This window comes from Rhizobium sp. KNZ14-9A (genome assembly GCF_056755015.1).
On record NZ_JBPGXB010000002.1, the window covers coordinates 795,983 to 814,107 of the forward strand.

Genomic DNA, 18,125 nt, shown 5'->3' on the forward strand with positions numbered 1-18,125 from the left:
TTTTCACGAACTTGTATGGCACGTCCGGGCGCTTTGGGAAAGGCGCAAGCCGATTTATGCGTTCATCAAGCATACATGATTTCATCGAAAAAGGGGAGAAGGTGAAGGCTTCTGTTGCCAGGTGCCTTCGGACCCCGCCTTACGGGGCTAACCGTAAGGACTTAGAGCGGAATTCCCGCACCGCCGTTAGGCAGCGAGAGCGTATTCCTTAGCGTTGTTGTCGTTTGCAACTACACTTGTGACCCGATAACGGCGGTATCATGCCGAGCGAAAAGTCGATCTTTACACCCTTGTCGATCCTATTTCGCCCCCATCAAAAGCAGGCCCTTCTCCAAAAGGAGAGCCGCCTGTTTTTGGTGGAGGCGCCGGGTACCGCCCCCGGGTCCAATAGGTTTATTCCACCGCCCGTTTATCGCCATAGCCGGCCCGAAAGCCGGCATGGCTGATATAGTGTTTTTGTGATCGCAAGGGAAGGGGATACGTCATAAAAGCGTCGTGCTCTCCAGGGATTTTGCTTGGATAATCAGCAAGACGCATTGGTTTGCGGCCGCTTTGCCCTTAAATTGGGTGCAAAAGGAATCGGTGGCGACCATGAAGCAATATCTCGACCTCTTGAGCCATGTGATGGAAAAAGGCTCCGACCGGGGCGACCGCACGGGCACGGGCACGCGTTCGGTCTTCGGCTATCAGATGCGCTTCGATCTCGATGCCGGCTTTCCGGTGCTGACGACGAAGAAGCTGCATCTTCGCTCGATCATCTATGAACTACTGTGGTTCCTCAAGGGCGAGACCAATATCCGCTACCTGCATGAAAACGGCGTCAGCATCTGGGACGAATGGGCCGACGAAAAAGGCGATCTCGGCCCGGTCTATGGCGCGCAGTGGCGCTCCTGGCCAGCACCCGATGGCGGGCATATCGACCAGATCGACAATCTCGTAAAAGGCCTCGTCAAGAACCCCAATTCGCGCCGTCACATCGTGTCGGCCTGGAATCCGGCAGAAGTGGACGAGATGGCGTTGCCGCCCTGCCACTGCTTGTTCCAGTTCTATGTGGCTGACGGCAAGCTTTCCTGCCAGCTCTATCAGCGCTCGGCCGACATCTTCCTCGGCGTTCCCTTCAACATCGCTTCCTATGCATTGCTGACGATGATGGTGGCGCAGGTGACTGGGCTGAAATATGGCGAATTCGTCCATACGCTCGGTGATACACATCTTTACCACAACCATTTCGACCAGGCGAAGCTGCAGCTGGCGCGCCAGCCGAAGCCGCTGCCGCGCATGCTGATCAAGCGCGATGTGAAGGATATCTTCGGCTTCGTCTACGAGGATTTCGAACTCGTCGGCTACGACGCCGATGCCAATATCAAGGCGCCGATTGCTGTCTGAAGCGTGTCGCGATCTTTCAGATCGCTTGCCACGCTTTAGGCTTTTGTTTCGCATGTCGTAATCGCAAAACCGCTGCACATTTTTGCGCGACTTGCTCCAAGCCGGGAAGGCCAATGTCCGATATCCGCAAGACCATCTTCGTTGCCGTTGCGCGCAACGGCATCATCGGCCGCGACGGCGACATGCCCTGGCGGCTTTCGACCGACCTCAAGCGCTTCAAGGCGATGACAACAGGCAAGCCTGTCGTCGTCGGCCGCAAGACATTCGAGAGCTTCGGCGGCAAGCCGCTGCCGGGGCGCCAGCACGTGGTGATCTCGCGCGGTGCCGCTATCGATCTTCCCGACGTGCAAATGGCCCGCTCGCTCGACGAGGCGATAGAGATGGCCGAGGAGCTCGCCCGCAAGCAGGGTGAAAACGAGATCTCCATCCTCGGCGGCGGGCAGATCTACGCGCAGGCGATGGCGTTCGTCGACCGCATGTGTGTGACGCATGTGGAAGCCGATGTGGATGGCGACACGTCCTTTCCCGAGATCGATCCCACAATCTGGGTAGCGACCGAGAGCCTCGATGTTCCCTCGGGGGAAAGGGACACCTATCCCACGCGTTTCGTCGTTTATGAACGGCGAGATGCCTGAAAAGGAACTATTTTCCAATTATATTGACCAAGTTTCTGACGCTGCGTTGAAAGCAGATGCGGTGATACCTATAACGGTCGGATCGCATCCGCCGGCAGCCCCCACGGCGGTCGGATGTGTATGACGTAACGAACAACGAGGTTTTGATGCCCTGGAGCAATCAGAATGGCGGCGGCGGCCCTTGGGGCGGCGGCGGCGGTAATAATCAGGGACCATGGGGGCAGGGGCCGAACCGTCCACGCGGCGGTGGCGGCGGCAAGGGCGGTCCGCCCGATCTGGAAGACATCATCCGGCGCGGGCAGGATCAACTGCGCGGCTTCATTCCGGGTGGTTTCAACGGCGGTGTCGTTGCGATCATCGTGGCTGTTGTCGCGATCTTCTGGCTTTTCCAATGCATTTATGTCGTCCAGCCGGACGAGCGCGGCGTTGAGCTGCGCTTCGGCCAGCCCAAGCAAGAGATTTCCATGCCGGGCCTGCATTTCCATTTCTGGCCGGTTGAAACCGTCGAGACGGTCAAGGTGACGGTGCAGCAGTTGAACATCGGCGCGACCACGGCAGGCTCTTCGAGCGGGCTGATGCTGTCGAGCGACAAGAGTGTCATCAATGTGCAGTTTGCCGTCTTCTATACGATCAGCGATCCCAAGGCCTATCTTTTCGGTGTGGAAAATCCGGCTGAAACACTGCAGCAGGTTTCCGACAGTGCCATGCGCGAAGTCGTCGGCCGCCGTCCGGCGCTGGACGCTTTCCGCAGCAACCGCCAGCCGATCGAGACGCAGGTTCTCAACATCGTTCAGGATACGATGAACCGTTACGGCGCGGGCATTACCGTGACCGGCGTGACGATCCAGAACGTGGCGCCGCCGCGCGAAGTCGCCGACTCCTTCGAAGAAGTACAGCGTGCCGGCCGCGACCGCGACAGCACGATCGAGGACGCCAACCGCTATACGAACCAGAAGCTCGGTCAGGCACGAGGCGATGCCGCCCGTATCCGCGAAGACGCAGCCGCCTACAAGGATCGCGTCGTCAAGGAAGCGGAAGGTGAAGCCCAGCGCTTTACGGCCATCAACGACGAATATTCGAAGGCTCCCGATGTGACCCGCAAGCGCCTGTTCCTGGAAACGATGGAGCAGGTCCTGAAGAACTCCAAGAAGGTCGTGATCGACGAGAAGCAGGGCGTTGTGCCCTACCTGCCGCTCAACGAGATCAACAGACCGGCGGCAGCAGCACCGGCACGGCAGGGAGGTTGAACCATGGTATCGAACAGACTTCCCGTAATCCTCATCGCGCTCGCGATCCTTCTCGCCATTCTTTATTCGTCGATCTTCGTCGTGAATGCGCGTGAGCAGGCCATCGTCGTGCGCTTCGGTCAGATCCAGTCGGTGAAGAGCGAGCCCGGCCTCTACTTCAAGCTGCCATTCGGCTTCATGGATGCCGACCGTGTGCAGTTCGTGGAAAAGCGTGCGCTCAGGCTCGACCTCGACAATATCCGCGTTCAGGTTCAGGACGGCCAGACCTTCGATGTCGACGCCTTCGTGATCTACAACATCTCGGATGTGCGCCGTTTCCGCGAAACGGTCTCCGGCGACCGCGACGCTGCCGAAGCACGGTTGCGTGCGCAGCTCGATTCCTCGCTTCGCCGCGTCTACGGTCTGCGTGACTACAATGCCGCGCTTTCGGAAGAGCGCGTGGCGATGATGCTCGAAATCCGCGACGATCTGCGCACCGATGCCGAAAATCTCGGCCTGCATATCGATGACGTCCGCATTCGCCGGACGGACCTTTCGCCGGAAGTGGCTCCGAACACCTACAACGCCATGCGCTCCGAGCGTCTGGCCGAGGCCGAGCGCATCCGCGCCGAGGGTAATGAAGAGGGCCAGCGTCGCCGGGCTGTCGCCGACCGCCAGGTCGTCGAGATTACCGCAGATGCTCAGCGCGATTCGGAAATCCTGCGCGGTCAGGGTGATGCGGAGCGCAACCGTATCTTCGCCAATTCCTTCGGCAAGGATCCGGCCTTCTTCGAGTTCTACCGCTCGATGGCCGCCTATTCCACGGCACTTTCCTCGCCGGACACGACGCTGGTGCTTTCGCCGACCTCGCAGTTCTTCCGCTACTTCGAGAATGCGGACGGCAACCAGCCTGCTGCACCGAGCCAGACCGGGGGCCTCGTGCCGCCTGCGGCCGCACAGCCGGCCGCTCCGGCACTGCCGGCGAACTGACGACAGACTGAATGCAGGACCTCCTGACCGGACTTGCATTCTTCCTTATCATCGAGGGGCTGGTCTACGCACTGGCCCCTCGTTTTCTTATCGAGATAGCGAAGCTTCTCCCCACCGTTCCGGAGCGGCAACTCAGGGTCTTCGGGCTTGCAGCGATAGCCCTCGGCGTCGGCTGTGTCTGGCTTTTGCGAGGCTAGATCACATTCGCAAGGGGATTTCGCGAAAAGGTGATTTCGCCCTCCATCATTCCGCCTTATGCTGGTGCTGTATGTGCGCCTTTACCCCAGACGAGGAAGCTTGATGGCCCCCACGACTCGCTCGCCCTTCAGACGAACGCTCGCGCTGCTGGCCGGCACCGCCCTTCTGGCAAATGTCGGCGCAAGCGGTGTTGCGCATGCGCAAACCGCCCCCGCACCAGCGACACCTGAACAGGCAGCACCGGCCCCTGCGGCCCCTCAACCGGCGCCGGTTTCCCCGGCTGCGGTGACGCCCGCCGCTCCGCCGGTGCAGATGACGGCTCCGGGCAATGGACCGGCTTCGGTCGCCGATCTCGCCGAGGGACTGCTCGATGCTGTGGTCAATATTTCGACCTCGCAGAATGTGAAGGATGACGAGGGTGCAGGCCCGGCGCCGCGCGCGCCCGACGGCTCGCCCTTCCAGGAATTCTTCAACGATTTCTTCAACAAGCAGCAGGGCAATCGCGGGCCCAACCATAATGTCAGCTCGCTCGGCTCCGGCTTCGTTATCGACCCCAGCGGCTATATCGTCACCAACAACCACGTGATCGAGGGCGCCGACGACATCGAGATCAATTTCGCCGATGGCTCCAAGCTGAAGGCCAAGCTGATCGGTACGGACACCAAGACCGACCTTTCGGTGTTGAAGGTCGAGCCGAAACAGCCGCTGAAATCCGTCAAGTTCGGCGATTCCAGCATTATGCGCATCGGCGACTGGGTGATGGCAATCGGCAACCCGTTCGGCTTCGGCGGATCGGTGACGGTCGGCATCATTTCGGGCCGCGGCCGCAACATCAATGCCGGCCCCTATGACAATTTCATCCAGACGGATGCGGCCATCAACAAGGGTAATTCGGGTGGTCCGCTCTTCAATATGAAGGGTGAGGTGATTGGTATCAATACGGCGATCATCTCTCCATCGGGCGGCTCGATCGGCATTGGCTTCTCGGTACCGTCGGAGCTTGCCTCCGGCGTGGTCGACCAGCTTCGCGAATATGGCGAGACGCGGCGCGGTTGGCTCGGCGTGCGCATCCAGCCCGTCACCGACGAAGTGGCCGACAGCCTCGGCCTCGACACTGCCAAGGGCGCGCTGGTCGCCGGTGTCATCAAAGGCGGGCCGGTCGATGACGGCTCGATCAAGGCGGGCGACGTGATCCTGAAATTCGACGGCAAGGTCGTCAGCGAGATGCGCGACCTGCCGCGCGTGGTGGCCGAAAGCCCCGTCGGCAAAGAGGTCGACGTGGTGGTAATGCGTGACGGCAAGGAGCAGACCGTCAAGGTAACGCTCGGCCGTCTCGAGGATAGCGACCAGGCGGCAGCCAATGACAGTTCGACGGATGACGGTGTCATCAATCCCGATCCCGGTGAAAACAACGATATGGACGAACCGGATCAGGGCGGCGATCAGGGGCAAGCCGCACCTGACGGCCAGGATCCGCAGCAACAGGGCCAAGGACAAGGGCAAAGCCAGAGCCAGGATCAGGCAACGCCCGGTCAGGCTGCTCCGAAGCATGTGCTCGGTCTTTCACTCTCGCTGCTCAGCCCCGAGACCCGCAAGGCCTTCGGCATTGCCGAAAGCGTTGATGGTGTCGTCGTAACCGAGGTTGCGCCAGGGTCGGCCGCCGCCGAAAAGGGGCTAAAGCCCGGCGACGTGATCGTCGAAGTGGCGCAGGAATTCATGAAGTCGCCGGATGCGGTTGCCACCAAGGTGCAGACGCTGAAGCAGGAAGGCCGGCGCAACGCGCAGATGATGGTCGCTGCAGCGAATGGCGACCTGCGGTTTGTTGCCGTGCCGATGGAGTGAGGGCTGTCCGCCGCCAAGAGAGCCCGACGGCTGTTACTGACTAGCCGCGGCGAAAGCTGAGCTCTCCCTCATCCCTGTGCTTGTCACAGGGATCCAGCAGGCCCAAGTCCTTGGGCCTGAAAGACTTTCATTTCTTGTCAAGTAGGACACGCGGTGGCTGGCCTTCCGTCCGCAACCCTTCTACCACAGTTCCAATACACTGGATTCCTGTGACAAGCACAGGAATTGTCTGTTGGTTTCGTGCTTTACTGGATGGGAAGCATGGATGATCCCCGAGGTGGCCGCCCCGGGGATCATGCAACAGTGCACCCGCACAGGAATAGGTCTTGACGACCGGCCTCATCATGGGACGCTGCCACACCAGCTTCGCATCGCTTGTTGACTTGAATGGGCCGGCAGGAGCCGAGCCCGCAGACAATGCCAAGCATGGAACCCCATCATGACCACTCACGCCTGCAAAATCCAGTCCGCTCTCGGCTGCGACGTCTCGGCGCGCACCGTCACCTTCTTCTCCAGCCTCACGCGCAAGACCATCACCGTTGCAAACGAGGCCTCTGCCTTGCGTGCGGCCCTCAAACCCTATGCCGGATCGACCGACATGCTCGCCGTCTGCGAGGCGACCGGCGGCTACGAAGACGTGCTGATAAAGGTCCTCGAAAGCCTCGCCATTCCCACCCATCGTGCCGATGCCGCCAAGGTCAAGGCCTTCATCCGGTCCTTCGGCACCAAGGCCGGAGATCGAGGCCATCGTCGCAAGCAGCCGGCAGCTGAAGGCGCGTCAGGCCATCCTGCGCGCCATTCCCGGTATAGGTGCCGTCCTGTCGACGATGCTGATCACCAGCATGCCCGAACTCGGACAGATCAACCGGCGCAAGGCTGCAAGCCTGGCGGCCTGCGCTCCCCATCCACGCGACAGCGGAACACGCAACGGCTACAGAACCATCACAGGAGGACGCCGCCACATCAGGCCGGCTCTCTTCACGGCAGCGCTTGCGGCCATACGCGGCAACAACCGCTTTGCCGATATCTTCAAAAACCTCGTCAAGGCCGGAAAGCCAAAACGCCTCGCCATCAATGCCGTCATGCGACACATCATCGTCGTCGCCAATGCAAGACTGAGAGCACTCAACGATCCTGTCAGCAACTGACTTGATGAGGGTGGGGAGGGGCGCTTGCCGCCCCAAGACGCGAAAGGAGCGGTTATGACGCTCCTTTTCAGTTTTCAGCCACGCCTCGCGCGGTTCAAGCCGTCACGAAATCCGTCTTCCGGTAGCCCTGGATATAGAGCAGCGCCGTCAGGTCGCCGTGGTTGATCTGCATGTCGGCTTCGGCAGCGACAGCCGGTTTGGCGTGGAGGGCGACGCCGGAGCCGGCCAGATGCAGCATGCCGAGATCGTTGGCGCCGTCGCCGACGGCAATGGCTTCTCCGGGGGGAATGCCGAGGCGGGTGGCGATGTCGTTGAGAGCATCGACCTTGGCCTGCTTGCCGAGAATGGGTTCCGCGACGTGGCCGGAGAGGAGGCCGTCTTCCTCAAGCAGGAGATTGGCGCGGTTTTCGTCGAAGCCCAGGGTGGCTGCGATGCGGCTGGTGAAGACTGTGAAGCCGCCGGAGACGAGGGCGGTATAATAGCCTTTCGACTTCATGGTGGCGATCAGTTCGGGGCCACCCGGGGTAAGCGTAATGCGCTTGGCGATCACTTCGTCGACGACGGAGATCGGCAAGCCCTTCAGGAGGGCGACGCGTTCGCGCAACGCCGGCTCGAAGGCGATCTCGCCGTTCATGGCGCGGGCGGTGATGGCGGCGACCTTTTCCTTCAGGCCGACTTCGGCGGCGAGTTCGTCGATGCATTCCTGGCCGATCATGGTCGAATCCATATCGGCGATCAGCAGCTTCTTGCGGCGGGTTTCCTGTTCCTGGATGACGAGATCGATCGGGCTGTTGGCGATGACGGCGAGCAGATTGGCCTCCGCTGCCCGCCTGTCGGAGCCGTCTGCGAGCACGATATCGCAGGCAATGCCATCCGCCAGCCAGTAGAGCCCGGATGCCTTGACGGCGTCTGAAGCGCGCTCGGCGATCTCAGGCGAAAGAACGGGGTTTGACGGATTGGCAACAAGCGTGGCAACGAGGGCCATGATGGAAAACCTTCTGAGCGCTGTGAATGCGATCCTGATAACCGGGCCGACTGCCAGCGGCAAGTCCGCGCTCGCAGTGGAATTGGCCAAAGAGCATGGCGGCGTGGTGATCAATGCCGACAGCATGCAGGTCTATGACACGCTGCGGGTGCTGACGGCGCGGCCCTCCGAAGAGGATATGGAAGGCGTGCCGCATCGTCTCTACGGCCATGTGCCGGCCGCGCAGGCCTATTCGACCGGTTCCTGGCTGCGGGACGTGACGGTGCTTCTGCCGCGCATCCACGCCGAAGGAAAAATGCCGGTCTTCGTCGGCGGCACCGGGCTTTATTTCAAGGCGTTGACGGGCGGGTTGTCGGAAATGCCCGTCATTCCCGAGGAGATAAGGCAGCGGCTGCGCGCACGGCTTCTGGAGGAGGGTCCGGAGGGCCTGTATGCGGAGCTTGCGAAGGTTGATCCCGCCATGGCCGAAAGCCTGAACGTACAGGACGGGCAGAGGATCGTGCGGGCGCTTGAGGTTTTCGAGGCGACGGGCCAGTCGATCGCGGAATTCCAGGGGCAGGTGGGACCCGTCCTCGTCGATCCCGATACGGCCCGCAAAATCGTCGTGCTGCCGGATCGCGCCGTGCTGCATCAGCGTATCAACGGACGTTTCGAGAAAATGCTGGAGCAGGGGGCGGAAGACGAGGTGAGGGCGCTACTCGCGCTTGATCTTCCCACGGAAATGCCTGTCATGAAGGCGATCGGCGTGTCGCAGATCGCGGCGATGCTGCGTGGTGAGATGAGCCGTGCCGAGGTGATCGAGCGCGGGGCCGCCGCCACACGCCAATACGCCAAGCGGCAGATGACCTGGTTCCGTAATCAGATGGATGAAAGCTGGGAGCGGTTGACTTGAGGCGTTCTAGCGATGCGTGAAATTTATCTTGTTCGCCATGCAGAGACGATGCCCGATCCGAAGCGCCCTCCCGCCTCCTGGGAGTTGACCGATGCTGGCCGTGCAGTGGCTGCATCTCTCAAAGGCATGTTGCCCGAACTGGTCTTCAGCAGTCCTGAATCGAAGGCGTTGCAGACGGCAAGACAGCTGACGCACCTGCCGGTGACTGCTATTGAGGAATTTCGCGAGCATCGGGCCACCAAAGCGGCATGGATATCAAGCGACGATTTCGCGATGTCGGTCGAGCGCTACTTCGCCGATCGGGAAAACCAGGTCTGGGGCGATTCCCATGCCAAAACGGCAGCGCGATTCAGAACTGGTCTGAGCCAGATCGTCTCGCGGCTGGACGGAGCGACGCGATGCACAGTCGTTTCTCACGGCCGTATTATCTGCAGCTTCCTTGGGAATCTGACTGGAACGTCTGGTTATGAATTATGGAAGCTCCTCACCATGCCAACAGTCATAAAACTCGCGGTCGAAGACGAGACCATGCGGATCGAGACGATCTCCTATTTCCACTGAGCTGACGGCTCAGTCCTTATCGTAAAGGCTGCTCAGCGGCTTCTTCAGGATGCTTTCGCGCAGCGACATGCCGCCCTCGCGACGCTGCGCTGACGTCTGTTCGCCAAAGGCCGGCCTCGGCTGCTCGTCGCGACGCATTTCGCGGCGCAGCGCTTCCAGGCGTGCGTCGATCGAGGTCTGCGGCGAGAGCGGCGGGGGCTCGGGATGCGGCGCGTGGCTCTGCGGCAGCAGTCCGGGGCGATAGGGTTCAAGCGGTGCCTGTGCTGCCGACGGAGCGGCGTGGGGCTGAGCAGCGTCCTCGTCTTCGAAATCCTCTTCCGGCTCGTAATCCGCTATCGCTGCACTGTAGCTCTGCTGGAATGTGGAGATATCGGGGCCTGATGTGATCGCCCGCATGCGGGTGACGATGCGGCGCAGGTCGACGGTGTCAGGGTCTTCCTCGGCATGTTTGCTGGTGGCGCTATGGGCCTTCGGCAGCAGGGTTTCGTCGACGCGCAAGAAGCGCATGCGCATAGGCACCCGGATCGCCTCGCCGAAGGCGATCGCCTCTCCGTTGCCGATCGAGGAGATGAAGCTCGTCGTCGAGATCGAGGAATTGGGGATGGCCGAGCGGATGATTTCCTGGTCGCGGTCGTTGGCAAGACGCATGGCAAAGAGCGTCGAGCACTGCGACAGGATCGTCTGGTCGAGTTCGCCGGGGCGCTGGGTGATGATGCCGAGCGAGACGCCGTATTTGCGGCCTTCCTTGGCGATGCGGGCGATGGCCTGGCGCGTCGGGACAAAGCCGAGGTTCGGGTCCGAGGGTATATAGCGGTGCGCCTCTTCGCAGACGACCAGCATGTGAATGGCGCCTTCGCTCCAGAGCGCGATTTCGAAGGCCATGCGGCAAAGTACCGAGGCGACGGAGTTGACGACTTCCGAGGGGATACCGGCGAGCTGGAAAGTGCAAATCGGTCTGTTGTCGCCGGGTATGCGGAAGATCTGCGCGATGGTCTCGGTGATCGTGTCGCTGATCGTGTTGCTGGAGAACATGAAGTGATAGCGCGGATCGTTGATCGCGGCGATGATGCGCATCTTCAACGAGCGCAGGAAGGGCTTTTCGGCGCGGCCTTCCAGCCTGCCGATGCGCTCGTCGATGAGGGCAAGCAGATCGGCGATGCGATAGGGCACCGGAGTGTCTGCGGTGATCGAGCTCTTTTCCGTCTGGCGGCGCACCAGCGAACTGTCGCTGCCGCGAAAGGCGCGTTTGGCCTCCGGCAGGATATCGCGCAGCATGTCGAGCTCTTCGGGCACCGGCGGGCGGCCGCGGAAGACAACTTCAGCGAATTCTTCCAGCCGCATCAGCCAGAAGGGCAGGTCGAGCGTATCGGTATCGATGGTGACAGCGTGTTTCGGGAAAGCGGCGGCAAATTCGTTATGCGGATCGAGGATCAGCACGCGCAGCTTCGGATCGGCCTCGATCGCCTTGTGCAAGAGCAGCGAGACGGCGGTCGATTTGCCGACGCCGGTCGAGCCGACCACGGCGAAATGCTTCGACAGCATCGAGGGGACATGGATCGCCGCGTCGATGCTTTCATCCTGCGTCAGATTGCCGATGACGGCGGTGGCGCCCTTGCCGGCATCATAGATGCGCATCAAGTCGGCGGAGCGGATGCGGTGGGCGATGGCGCCGAGATAGGGATAGCGCGAAATGCCGGTCGAGAATTCCTCGCGGCCGTCTTCGTCGACACGGACTTCGCCAAGAAGCTCGGTCTCGATGCGAAAGATATTGTCCTGACCTTCGCCCCAGCCCTGGCTACCGGTATTCATGGAAAAGACGAGGGCGACGACGCGATTGCGCCCGACGCTGATCGAAATCAGCCGGCCGACAGACCATAATTCGGTGAGATCGGTGCCGCCGGCTTCCGCCACGGCGGCGATGGTGGCGCGCGATCCGCTGCATGCAACGACACGCCCGAGAAATCTGTTCCCCGGCGCAAGGCTGTCGCGGCGATCCTGTTCGCCTGCTTTGCCTGTCGTCATCATGTCGTTGTTGAGCAAAGGGTTACTCCCTGCATTAAAGGGCAGGATAGAATCGATCCTTTAATAAATCCTTCAGCCCCAGAATTGGACGGCCCATTGGACGGTTTGCGCAGTTGACGGCGTGCCGATTTTTTATTTCGGAATGCGTTGACGCTGCGAAATTTTCTGTCTATCACTTCCGCCCATGACAATTTCGAACGTTCTTATCGTGGTGGGAAAGCGCATGGGCAGGATGGTGTAACCATCCGGCGATAGCCACCCATGCGCAAGACGAAGGCTCCTCAGGGGCCTTTTTTATGCCCGAAATCAGGGCTTCCGGCCACAAACCTCAGATCTCCAGCATCAAACGGAACAGACACATGGCGAGCACGGACAATCAAGCGGCAGACAACAGGATGACGGGAGCGGAAATCGTTCTCCGCGCGCTGAAGGACAATGGTGTCGAGCACATCTTCGGCTATCCCGGCGGTGCCGTCCTGCCGATCTATGACGAGATCTTCCAGCAGGAGGATATCAAGCACATCCTCGTGCGCCATGAGCAGGGCGCCGGCCATGCGGCCGAAGGTTACGCCCGCTCCACCGGCAAGGTCGGCGTCATGCTGGTGACGTCAGGCCCCGGTGCCACTAATGCCGTCACGCCGCTGCAGGATGCGCTGATGGATTCCATTCCGCTCGTTTGCCTCTCCGGCCAGGTTCCGACGCCGCTGATCGGTTCGGACGCCTTCCAGGAATGCGATACGGTTGGCATCACGCGCCCCTGCACCAAGCACAACTGGCTGGTCAAGGATGTCAACGAGCTCGCCGCCGTCATCCATGAGGCCTTCCGTATTGCCCAGTCGGGCCGTCCGGGCCCCGTTGTCGTCGATATCCCGAAGGACGTGCAGTTTGCCACCGGCACCTACACGCCGCCGGCCGATCATGCCATCCAGAAGAGCTACCAGCCGAAGATCCAGGGTGACCTGAACCAGATCCAGGCGGCGATCGAGCTGATGGCCAACGCCCGCAAGCCGGTCTTCTATACGGGCGGCGGCGTCATCAATTCCGGCCCGGAAGCCTCCCGCATGCTGCGCGAGTTGGTCGAATTGACAGATTTCCCGATCACCTCGACGCTGATGGGTCTCGGCGCCTATCCGGCTTCCGGCAAGAACTGGCTGAAGATGCTCGGCATGCACGGCTCCTATGAGGCCAACATGGCGATGCATGATTGCGATGTCATGGTCTGCATCGGTGCCCGTTTCGACGACCGTATTACCGGTCGTCTGAACGCCTTCTCGCCGAATTCCAAGAAGATCCATATCGATATCGATCCGTCTTCGATCAACAAGAACGTCCGTGTCGATGTCGGCATCCGTGGCGATGTCGGCAATATTCTGGAAGACATGATCCGCCTGTGGCGGGCACTGCCGAAGAAGCCGGAAAAGAGCCGTCTCGATGCCTGGTGGGGCGATATTACCCGCTGGCGCGCCCGCAATTCCTTCGCCTATACGATGAGCAAGGACGTGATCATGCCGCAATATGCGCTGGAACGTCTCTTCGCGTTGACTAAGGATCGCGACACCTACATCACGACCGAAGTCGGCCAGCACCAGATGTGGGCGGCCCAGTTCTTCGGCTTCGAACAGCCGAACCGCTGGATGACCTCGGGCGGCCTCGGCACGATGGGTTATGGCCTGCCGGCGGCGCTCGGCGTGCAGATCGCCCATCCGGAAAGCCTCGTCATCGATATTGCCGGCGATGCCTCGATCCAGATGTGCATTCAGGAAATGTCGGCAGCGATCCAGCACAATGCGCCGATCAAGATCTTCATCATGAACAACCAGTACATGGGCATGGTGCGCCAGTGGCAGCAGCTGCTGCATGGCAACCGCCTGTCCAACTCCTATACGGAAGCGATGCCTGATTTCGTGAAGCTCGCGGAAGCCTATGGCGCCGTTGGCCTGCGCTGCGAGAAGCCCGACGATCTCGATGCGACCATCCAGGAGATGATCGACGTCAAGAAGCCGGTTATCTTCGATTGCCGCGTTGCCAATCTCGCCAACTGCTTCCCGATGATCCCCTCGGGCAAGGCCCATAATGAAATGCTGCTGCCAGACGAAGCCACGGACGAAGCGGTCGCCAATGCGATCGACGCCAAGGGCCGTCAGCTAGTATAACAATAGATAGGTAGGAACCCAGGATCATGAACGCACACCTTCAACCCACCGGCTCTGCCTACTTCATCTCTCCGGAAACGGCGGCCGTCGAGAGCCATACGCTCTCGGTGCTGGTCGATAACGAACCGGGCGTACTCGCCCGCGTCATCGGCCTGTTCTCCGGCCGCGGCTACAACATCGAAAGCCTGACGGTTTCGGAGACGGAGCATGCGGCGCATCTGTCGCGCATCACCATCGTCACCCGCGGCACGCCGCATGTGCTGGAGCAGATCAAGGCGCAGCTCGAACGCATCGTACCTGTCCATCGCGTGGTGGACCTGACGGTACGCGCCCGCGAGCTCGGCCAGGACCGGCCGATCGAGCGGGAAGTGGCGCTGCTGAAGGTGATCGGCAATGGCGAGACCCGCGCCGAGACGCTGCGCCTAGCGGACGCCTTCCACGCCAAGGTGGTGGATGCGACGATCGATCACTTCATCCTGGAGATCACCGGCAAGTCTTCGAAGATCGACCAGTTCATCGCGATCATGAAGCCGCTCGGCCTCATCGAAGTCTGCCGCACTGGCATTGCCGCGATGAACCGCGGCGGGCAGGGCATGTAAAGAGACAGCCCGGGCATGTAAGGGTTACAGCCCGGGCATGTGATCGGCTGCTTTTGAATGGCAGTTTGCGCCGCTGGAGGTCAGAGCATCTCCAGCGGCGTTTTCTTTGGTGGCGGCGGGAAGGCGGCGTCGAGGGCTTCCCAGTCCTCGTCGGTGATATCGAGGGAGACGCAATCGCGGTTTTCGCGGGCGCGCTCGATATTCGAAGTCTTGGGGATGACGAAGACGCCGTCGCGTTCGAGCAGGAAGGCGAGCGCCAACTGTGCCGGTGTCGCCTGATAGGCCTTGGCGATATGGATCAGGTCGGGGTGGTGCAGGATGCGGCCCTGTTCGATCGGCGAATAGGCCATGATCGGAATGTTGCGGCTCTGGCACCAGGGCAGGAGATCGTATTCGATGCCGCGGCGGGCGAGATTGTAGAGAACTTGATTGGCGGCAACATTCTGACCGCCGGGGACGGAGAGCAGTTCTTCCATGTCGTCGGTATCGAAGTTGGAGACGCCCCAGGCGCGGATCTTGCCGGCGGCTTTCAGCGTCTCGAAGGCCTCGACGGTCTCGGTAAGCGGATAGTTGCCGCGCCAATGCAGGAGATAGAGGTCGATGCGGTCGGTGCCGAGGCGTTCGAGGCTGCCTTCGCAGGCGGTGATCGTGCCGGTGCGGCTGGCATTCCAGGGATAGACCTTGCTGACGATGAAGGTCTCGTCGCGGCGTCCCTTGATCGCCTGTCCGACGATTTCCTCGGCGCCGCCGTCGCCATACATTTCCGCGGTATCGATCATCGTCATGCCGAGATCGAAGCCGGCCTTGAGGCTGGCAATCTCTTCCTTCGCATGGCCGGCATCCTCGCCCATGCCCCAGGTGCCCTGGCCGAGCGCCGGCACTTCGGTGCCATCGGGAAAGGTGATGGTGGGGATGGGGGCGTCCATGTACGTTCTGATCCTGTGCGTGCTCGATAGACTATCAGGTAATCCTGTCACCATGACAATCATGTTATGGTCGATGTGAATTAGGGCAGTTATGCTGACCCAATTCCAGATAAGCCGCCAAATCGTCAACACGTGCGGCCCCGGGAGGGTTTCATGCCGCTGGATACGTTTCTGGCCCTGCTGCTTTTTGCTTTCACGACCTCGATCACCCCGGGGCCGAACAATATGATGCTGTTTGCCTCGGGCGTGAATTTCGGCTTTCGCCGTACGATCCCGCATATGTTCGGCATCGGGGCGGGTTTCCTGTCGCTGCTGCTTGCCGTAGGTCTGGGGCTCGGGGCGCTGCTGCATACGGTGCCGACGGTCTATATCGCGCTGAAATTTGCCGGTGGCGCCTATCTCGTCTGGATCGCCTGGAAGATTGCGACATCGCGGTCGTTGAGCGAAGGCAAGAGCGGCGTGAAACCGATGTCCTTCCTTGGCGCTGCGGCCTTTCAGTGGGTCAATCCGAAGGCTTGGGTGATGGCGGTCACGGCGATGGCAACCTATACGAATCCGGAGCTTTATCTGATCAGCGTGCTGCTCGTCGGCCTTGCCTTTGCGGCGGTCAATGTGCCCTCGGTTTCCACCTGGGCGGGCTTCGGTTCGGCGCTTCGGCAGTGGCTTTCCGATCCGGTGCGGCTGAAATGGTTCAACATCACCATGGCGGTGCTGCTCGTGCTCAGCCTGTGGCCGATGCTAAAATAGCGTCGGCTTTGATAGCATTAACAAGAGAATGCCTGTTACCGCGAAGAAGGCCGGAAAGCCGAAGGCGAACCAGACGCGGTAGAGGCTGAAATAGGCCGGCGGCAGGGCAGTGCCCGAGGCGGCTGCTGCGCGGGCGAGATTGCGCAACCGGATCTGGATCCAGACGACCGGCAGCCAGAAGATGCCGGTGACGACATAAAGCACCAGCGATAGCGCAATCCAGCTTTCCGTCAGATCCCAGCCGATGATGCGGGCAAGAAGATAGCCTGTCACCGGCTGGAGAATGGCGGCTGTGGCCGTAAAGACCGTATCGGCGATGACGACGGTGCCGGCGACATGGGCGATCAGGACAGGGTTAAGGGTGCGATGGGCCATCACCATGAAGAAGGCGATGCCGGCGCCGGTGCCGAAGAGCACAGTTGCGCCGACAACATGGGCGAGAAGCAGCAGTTCTGCGAGCATCAGCGTTCATCCAGGATGGCGAGTGCCGCAAGCGTCAGCAGCAGCGATGGCAGGATCTTGACGAGCGGCCCAAGCGGATCGAGCCAGAGCGCGGACTCCAGCATCGTGCCGCCCAAGAGATAGGCGAGGGAGACGACGAGCATGCCGAGGAGGGCGCGGCGGGCGAATGGACGCAAGAGGACTGCAGCGCCGAGCGCGATATCGATCAGGCAAGTGAGGACTGTCACCGTGACCGCAGCACCCGCGGGCATGAAGGGCAGGAAGTGAGCGCTTGCCTGCGCGGGGGCCAGAAGCGGGATGAGGCCGGATAGCAGCCAGAAGAGCGACAGCCCGGCAATGACCGGCGCCTTCAGGAGATAGAGGCGGGCAAACCATAGGTCCTGAACGCCGGAGGGATGGGCGGCGAGCGTCTCCGCAGCCGAGAGTGTCGGCAGACCCGAGGGCGTGGGGCGGTCCATGCGCACACCCTCGGACATGACTGTCATGGCGGTAGAGCGTAGCGGCGAGCGCCAGCCGAGATGGCCGGCAATATCGGCAAGCCATGAGACCGGCCGTGCGATTGCCGGCGGGATGGAGATGACAGGCGCATCCGGCAGGCCGAGCCAGGCGCGGTGCAGTTTGACGAGGCTTGCGAGCGTGTGCCGTTCCTCGGCGGCGAGTTCGATATCGCTACCGGAGGGGAGTGCGCCGGAGATCGCGGCCGAGACGGCAGAGGCGACATCTTCGGCGGCGACGGTTTCGACCGGGCTGTCGGCATGGATGAGCGGCAGGGCAAGGGGGAAGGATGCAAGCGCGCGCAGAAGTGCGGTGCCGCCGTGGGCATTGCGGCCGAGCACGAGGGATGGGCGCAGGACCACGTAAGGCAGGCCGGATGCCGCAAGCGCCGTATCGGCAGCACGCTTGGTGGTGAGGAAGGGCAAGTGGCTGCCGGCGCCGTCGGTTCGGGCCGAGATCTGGACGATGAGTGTCACGCCGGCTGGTCGCGCCGCTTGCTGGAGCGCGATCATTGCGCGTTGCTGGGTGGCTGCGAGATTGTCTGAAAGACCGTCCTGGAGGGCGCCGGAGCTGTTAACGACCGCCTGCTGACCTGCCAGCACAGGCCCCCAGTCGGCCACATTGGTCATCTTCTCCAGATCGGCCCGGATCCAGCGGATAGCGGGCTGGCGAACCCGTGCCCGGTCGGGATTGCGGGCAAGCCCGGTCACGGTGCAGCCGTCCGCAAGCAGCCGTGCTGCGATCGCCGAGCCGATGAAGCCTGTGGCACCGAGAATCAGGATGTTCATAGTGGGAGACTACCGAAAAACGGCATATCGAGCAGGGGGCGGCCGTGTAATGCCCGCGTATTGCTCGCAA

At 61.4% G+C, this 18,125-nt stretch carries 17 protein-coding genes and 1 other RNA gene; 12 read left to right on the forward strand and 6 right to left on the reverse strand.

The features are described from left to right. Positions 1-100 precede the first annotated feature (100 nt). Positions 101-477: a transfer-messenger RNA gene (ssrA, locus tag ACR9ZQ_RS10060) on the reverse strand. A gap of 114 nt (positions 478-591) precedes the next feature. On the opposite strand from ssrA, the gene ACR9ZQ_RS10065 reads away from it, so the two are divergent. The 7 genes from ACR9ZQ_RS10065 to ACR9ZQ_RS10095 all read left to right on the forward strand — a co-directional run bounded on the left by ACR9ZQ_RS10065 (position 592) and on the right by ACR9ZQ_RS10095 (position 7,425). Continuing rightward, entirely contained in the window at positions 592-1,386 is a 795-nt protein-coding gene (locus ACR9ZQ_RS10065) for a thymidylate synthase (protein ID WP_310389432.1), read from the forward strand. Positions 1,387-1,499: 113 nt separating this feature from the next. Continuing rightward, positions 1,500-2,021, forward strand: a complete 522-nt coding sequence (locus tag ACR9ZQ_RS10070) for a dihydrofolate reductase (protein WP_310389434.1) — start codon at positions 1,500-1,502, stop codon at positions 2,019-2,021. 146 nt (positions 2,022-2,167) lie between these two features. Beyond that, complete coding sequence (gene hflK / locus ACR9ZQ_RS10075; RefSeq protein ID WP_481427683.1) at positions 2,168-3,268, forward strand: FtsH protease activity modulator HflK; 1,101 nt, start codon at positions 2,168-2,170, stop codon at positions 3,266-3,268. Between the two features lie 3 nt (positions 3,269-3,271). Then, a complete protein-coding gene (hflC, locus tag ACR9ZQ_RS10080) occupies positions 3,272-4,237 on the forward strand; it encodes a protease modulator HflC (RefSeq protein WP_481427684.1) in 966 nt (321 codons plus the stop codon). A gap of 11 nt (positions 4,238-4,248) precedes the next feature. After that, complete coding sequence (locus ACR9ZQ_RS10085; protein WP_310389440.1) at positions 4,249-4,434, forward strand: DUF2065 domain-containing protein; 186 nt, start codon at positions 4,249-4,251, stop codon at positions 4,432-4,434. Positions 4,435-4,537: 103 nt separating this feature from the next. Further along, the gene (locus ACR9ZQ_RS10090) at positions 4,538-6,277 is read left to right on the forward strand and encodes a DegQ family serine endoprotease (RefSeq protein ID WP_481427685.1); all 1,740 of its coding nucleotides are present in this window, start codon (positions 4,538-4,540) and stop codon (positions 6,275-6,277) included. A gap of 686 nt (positions 6,278-6,963) precedes the next feature. Further along, a complete protein-coding gene (locus ACR9ZQ_RS10095; protein ID WP_405049749.1) occupies positions 6,964-7,425 on the forward strand; it encodes a transposase in 462 nt (153 codons plus the stop codon). A gap of 94 nt (positions 7,426-7,519) precedes the next feature. On the opposite strand, the gene serB is transcribed toward ACR9ZQ_RS10095, so the two are convergent. Further along, the gene (serB, locus tag ACR9ZQ_RS10100; RefSeq protein ID WP_481427686.1) at positions 7,520-8,410 is read right to left on the reverse strand and encodes a phosphoserine phosphatase SerB; all 891 of its coding nucleotides are present in this window, start codon (positions 8,408-8,410) and stop codon (positions 7,520-7,522) included. Between serB and miaA the strand changes: the two genes are divergently transcribed. Together miaA and ACR9ZQ_RS10110 are read left to right on the forward strand one after the other, a co-directional pair. Next, complete coding sequence (gene miaA / locus ACR9ZQ_RS10105) at positions 8,409-9,302, forward strand: tRNA (adenosine(37)-N6)-dimethylallyltransferase MiaA (RefSeq protein WP_481427687.1); 894 nt, start codon at positions 8,409-8,411, stop codon at positions 9,300-9,302. The two genes, serB and miaA, sit on opposite strands and share 2 nt — an antisense overlap. A 12-nt stretch (positions 9,303-9,314) precedes the next feature. Further along, complete coding sequence (locus tag ACR9ZQ_RS10110; protein WP_481427688.1) at positions 9,315-9,863, forward strand: histidine phosphatase family protein; 549 nt, start codon at positions 9,315-9,317, stop codon at positions 9,861-9,863. A 9-nt stretch (positions 9,864-9,872) separates the two neighbouring features. On the opposite strand, the gene ACR9ZQ_RS10115 is transcribed toward ACR9ZQ_RS10110, so the two are convergent. Then, positions 9,873-11,903, reverse strand: a complete 2,031-nt coding sequence (locus ACR9ZQ_RS10115) for an ATP-binding protein (RefSeq protein WP_481427689.1) — start codon at positions 11,901-11,903, stop codon at positions 9,873-9,875. A 341-nt stretch (positions 11,904-12,244) separates the two neighbouring features. On the opposite strand from ACR9ZQ_RS10115, the gene ACR9ZQ_RS10120 reads away from it, so the two are divergent. Beyond that, entirely contained in the window at positions 12,245-14,038 is a 1,794-nt protein-coding gene (locus tag ACR9ZQ_RS10120; RefSeq protein WP_310387566.1) for an acetolactate synthase 3 large subunit, read from the forward strand. A gap of 26 nt (positions 14,039-14,064) precedes the next feature. Beyond that, positions 14,065-14,637, forward strand: coding sequence for an acetolactate synthase small subunit (gene ilvN / locus ACR9ZQ_RS10125; RefSeq protein ID WP_113323364.1), 573 nt, complete (start codon positions 14,065-14,067; stop codon positions 14,635-14,637). Positions 14,638-14,717: 80 nt separating this feature from the next. Here ilvN and ACR9ZQ_RS10130 read toward each other — a convergent pair whose 3' ends face one another. Continuing rightward, on the reverse strand, positions 14,718-15,563 hold the full coding sequence (locus ACR9ZQ_RS10130) for an aldo/keto reductase (protein ID WP_310387564.1): 846 nt from the start codon (positions 15,561-15,563) through the stop codon (positions 14,718-14,720). A 153-nt stretch (positions 15,564-15,716) separates the two neighbouring features. Between ACR9ZQ_RS10130 and ACR9ZQ_RS10135 the strand changes: the two genes are divergently transcribed. After that, positions 15,717-16,310, forward strand: a complete 594-nt coding sequence (locus ACR9ZQ_RS10135) for a LysE family translocator (protein WP_481427690.1) — start codon at positions 15,717-15,719, stop codon at positions 16,308-16,310. Here the strand turns inward: ACR9ZQ_RS10135 and ACR9ZQ_RS10140 are convergent. Both ACR9ZQ_RS10140 and ACR9ZQ_RS10145 read right to left on the reverse strand, forming a co-directional pair. After that, positions 16,302-16,772 (reverse strand): DUF2269 family protein, encoded by a 471-nt coding sequence (locus ACR9ZQ_RS10140; RefSeq protein ID WP_310387561.1) that lies wholly within the window; start codon positions 16,770-16,772, stop codon positions 16,302-16,304. The genes ACR9ZQ_RS10135 and ACR9ZQ_RS10140 overlap by 9 nt on opposite strands. Beyond that, a complete protein-coding gene (locus tag ACR9ZQ_RS10145; RefSeq protein ID WP_481427691.1) occupies positions 16,772-18,055 on the reverse strand; it encodes an NAD(P)H-binding protein in 1,284 nt (427 codons plus the stop codon). Before ACR9ZQ_RS10145 ends, ACR9ZQ_RS10140 begins: the two co-directional genes overlap by 1 nt. Positions 18,056-18,125 lie beyond the last annotated feature (70 nt).

Bases quoted from the DNA above. Each gene is read 5' to 3' on its own strand.
- ACR9ZQ_RS10065 (WP_310389432.1), top strand. From the start codon at position 592: ATGAAGCAATATCTCGACCTCTTGAGCCATGTGATGGAAAAAGGCTCC.
- ACR9ZQ_RS10070 (WP_310389434.1), top strand. From the start codon at position 1,500: ATGTCCGATATCCGCAAGACCATCTTCGTTGCCGTTGCGCGCAACGGC.
- hflK (WP_481427683.1), top strand. From the start codon at position 2,168: ATGCCCTGGAGCAATCAGAATGGCGGCGGCGGCCCTTGGGGCGGCGGC.
- hflC (WP_481427684.1), top strand. From the start codon at position 3,272: ATGGTATCGAACAGACTTCCCGTAATCCTCATCGCGCTCGCGATCCTT.
- ACR9ZQ_RS10085 (WP_310389440.1), top strand. From the start codon at position 4,249: ATGCAGGACCTCCTGACCGGACTTGCATTCTTCCTTATCATCGAGGGG.
- ACR9ZQ_RS10090 (WP_481427685.1), top strand. From the start codon at position 4,538: ATGGCCCCCACGACTCGCTCGCCCTTCAGACGAACGCTCGCGCTGCTG.
- ACR9ZQ_RS10095 (WP_405049749.1), top strand. From the start codon at position 6,964: ATGCCGCCAAGGTCAAGGCCTTCATCCGGTCCTTCGGCACCAAGGCCG.
- miaA (WP_481427687.1), top strand. From the start codon at position 8,409: ATGATGGAAAACCTTCTGAGCGCTGTGAATGCGATCCTGATAACCGGG.
- serB (WP_481427686.1), bottom strand. From the start codon at position 8,410: ATGGCCCTCGTTGCCACGCTTGTTGCCAATCCGTCAAACCCCGTTCTT.
- ACR9ZQ_RS10110 (WP_481427688.1), top strand. From the start codon at position 9,315: ATGCGTGAAATTTATCTTGTTCGCCATGCAGAGACGATGCCCGATCCG.
- ACR9ZQ_RS10120 (WP_310387566.1), top strand. From the start codon at position 12,245: ATGGCGAGCACGGACAATCAAGCGGCAGACAACAGGATGACGGGAGCG.
- ilvN (WP_113323364.1), top strand. From the start codon at position 14,065: ATGAACGCACACCTTCAACCCACCGGCTCTGCCTACTTCATCTCTCCG.
- ACR9ZQ_RS10130 (WP_310387564.1), bottom strand. From the start codon at position 15,563: ATGGACGCCCCCATCCCCACCATCACCTTTCCCGATGGCACCGAAGTG.
- ACR9ZQ_RS10135 (WP_481427690.1), top strand. From the start codon at position 15,717: ATGCCGCTGGATACGTTTCTGGCCCTGCTGCTTTTTGCTTTCACGACC.
- ACR9ZQ_RS10140 (WP_310387561.1), bottom strand. From the start codon at position 16,772: ATGCTCGCAGAACTGCTGCTTCTCGCCCATGTTGTCGGCGCAACTGTG.
- ACR9ZQ_RS10145 (WP_481427691.1), bottom strand. From the start codon at position 18,055: ATGAACATCCTGATTCTCGGTGCCACAGGCTTCATCGGCTCGGCGATC.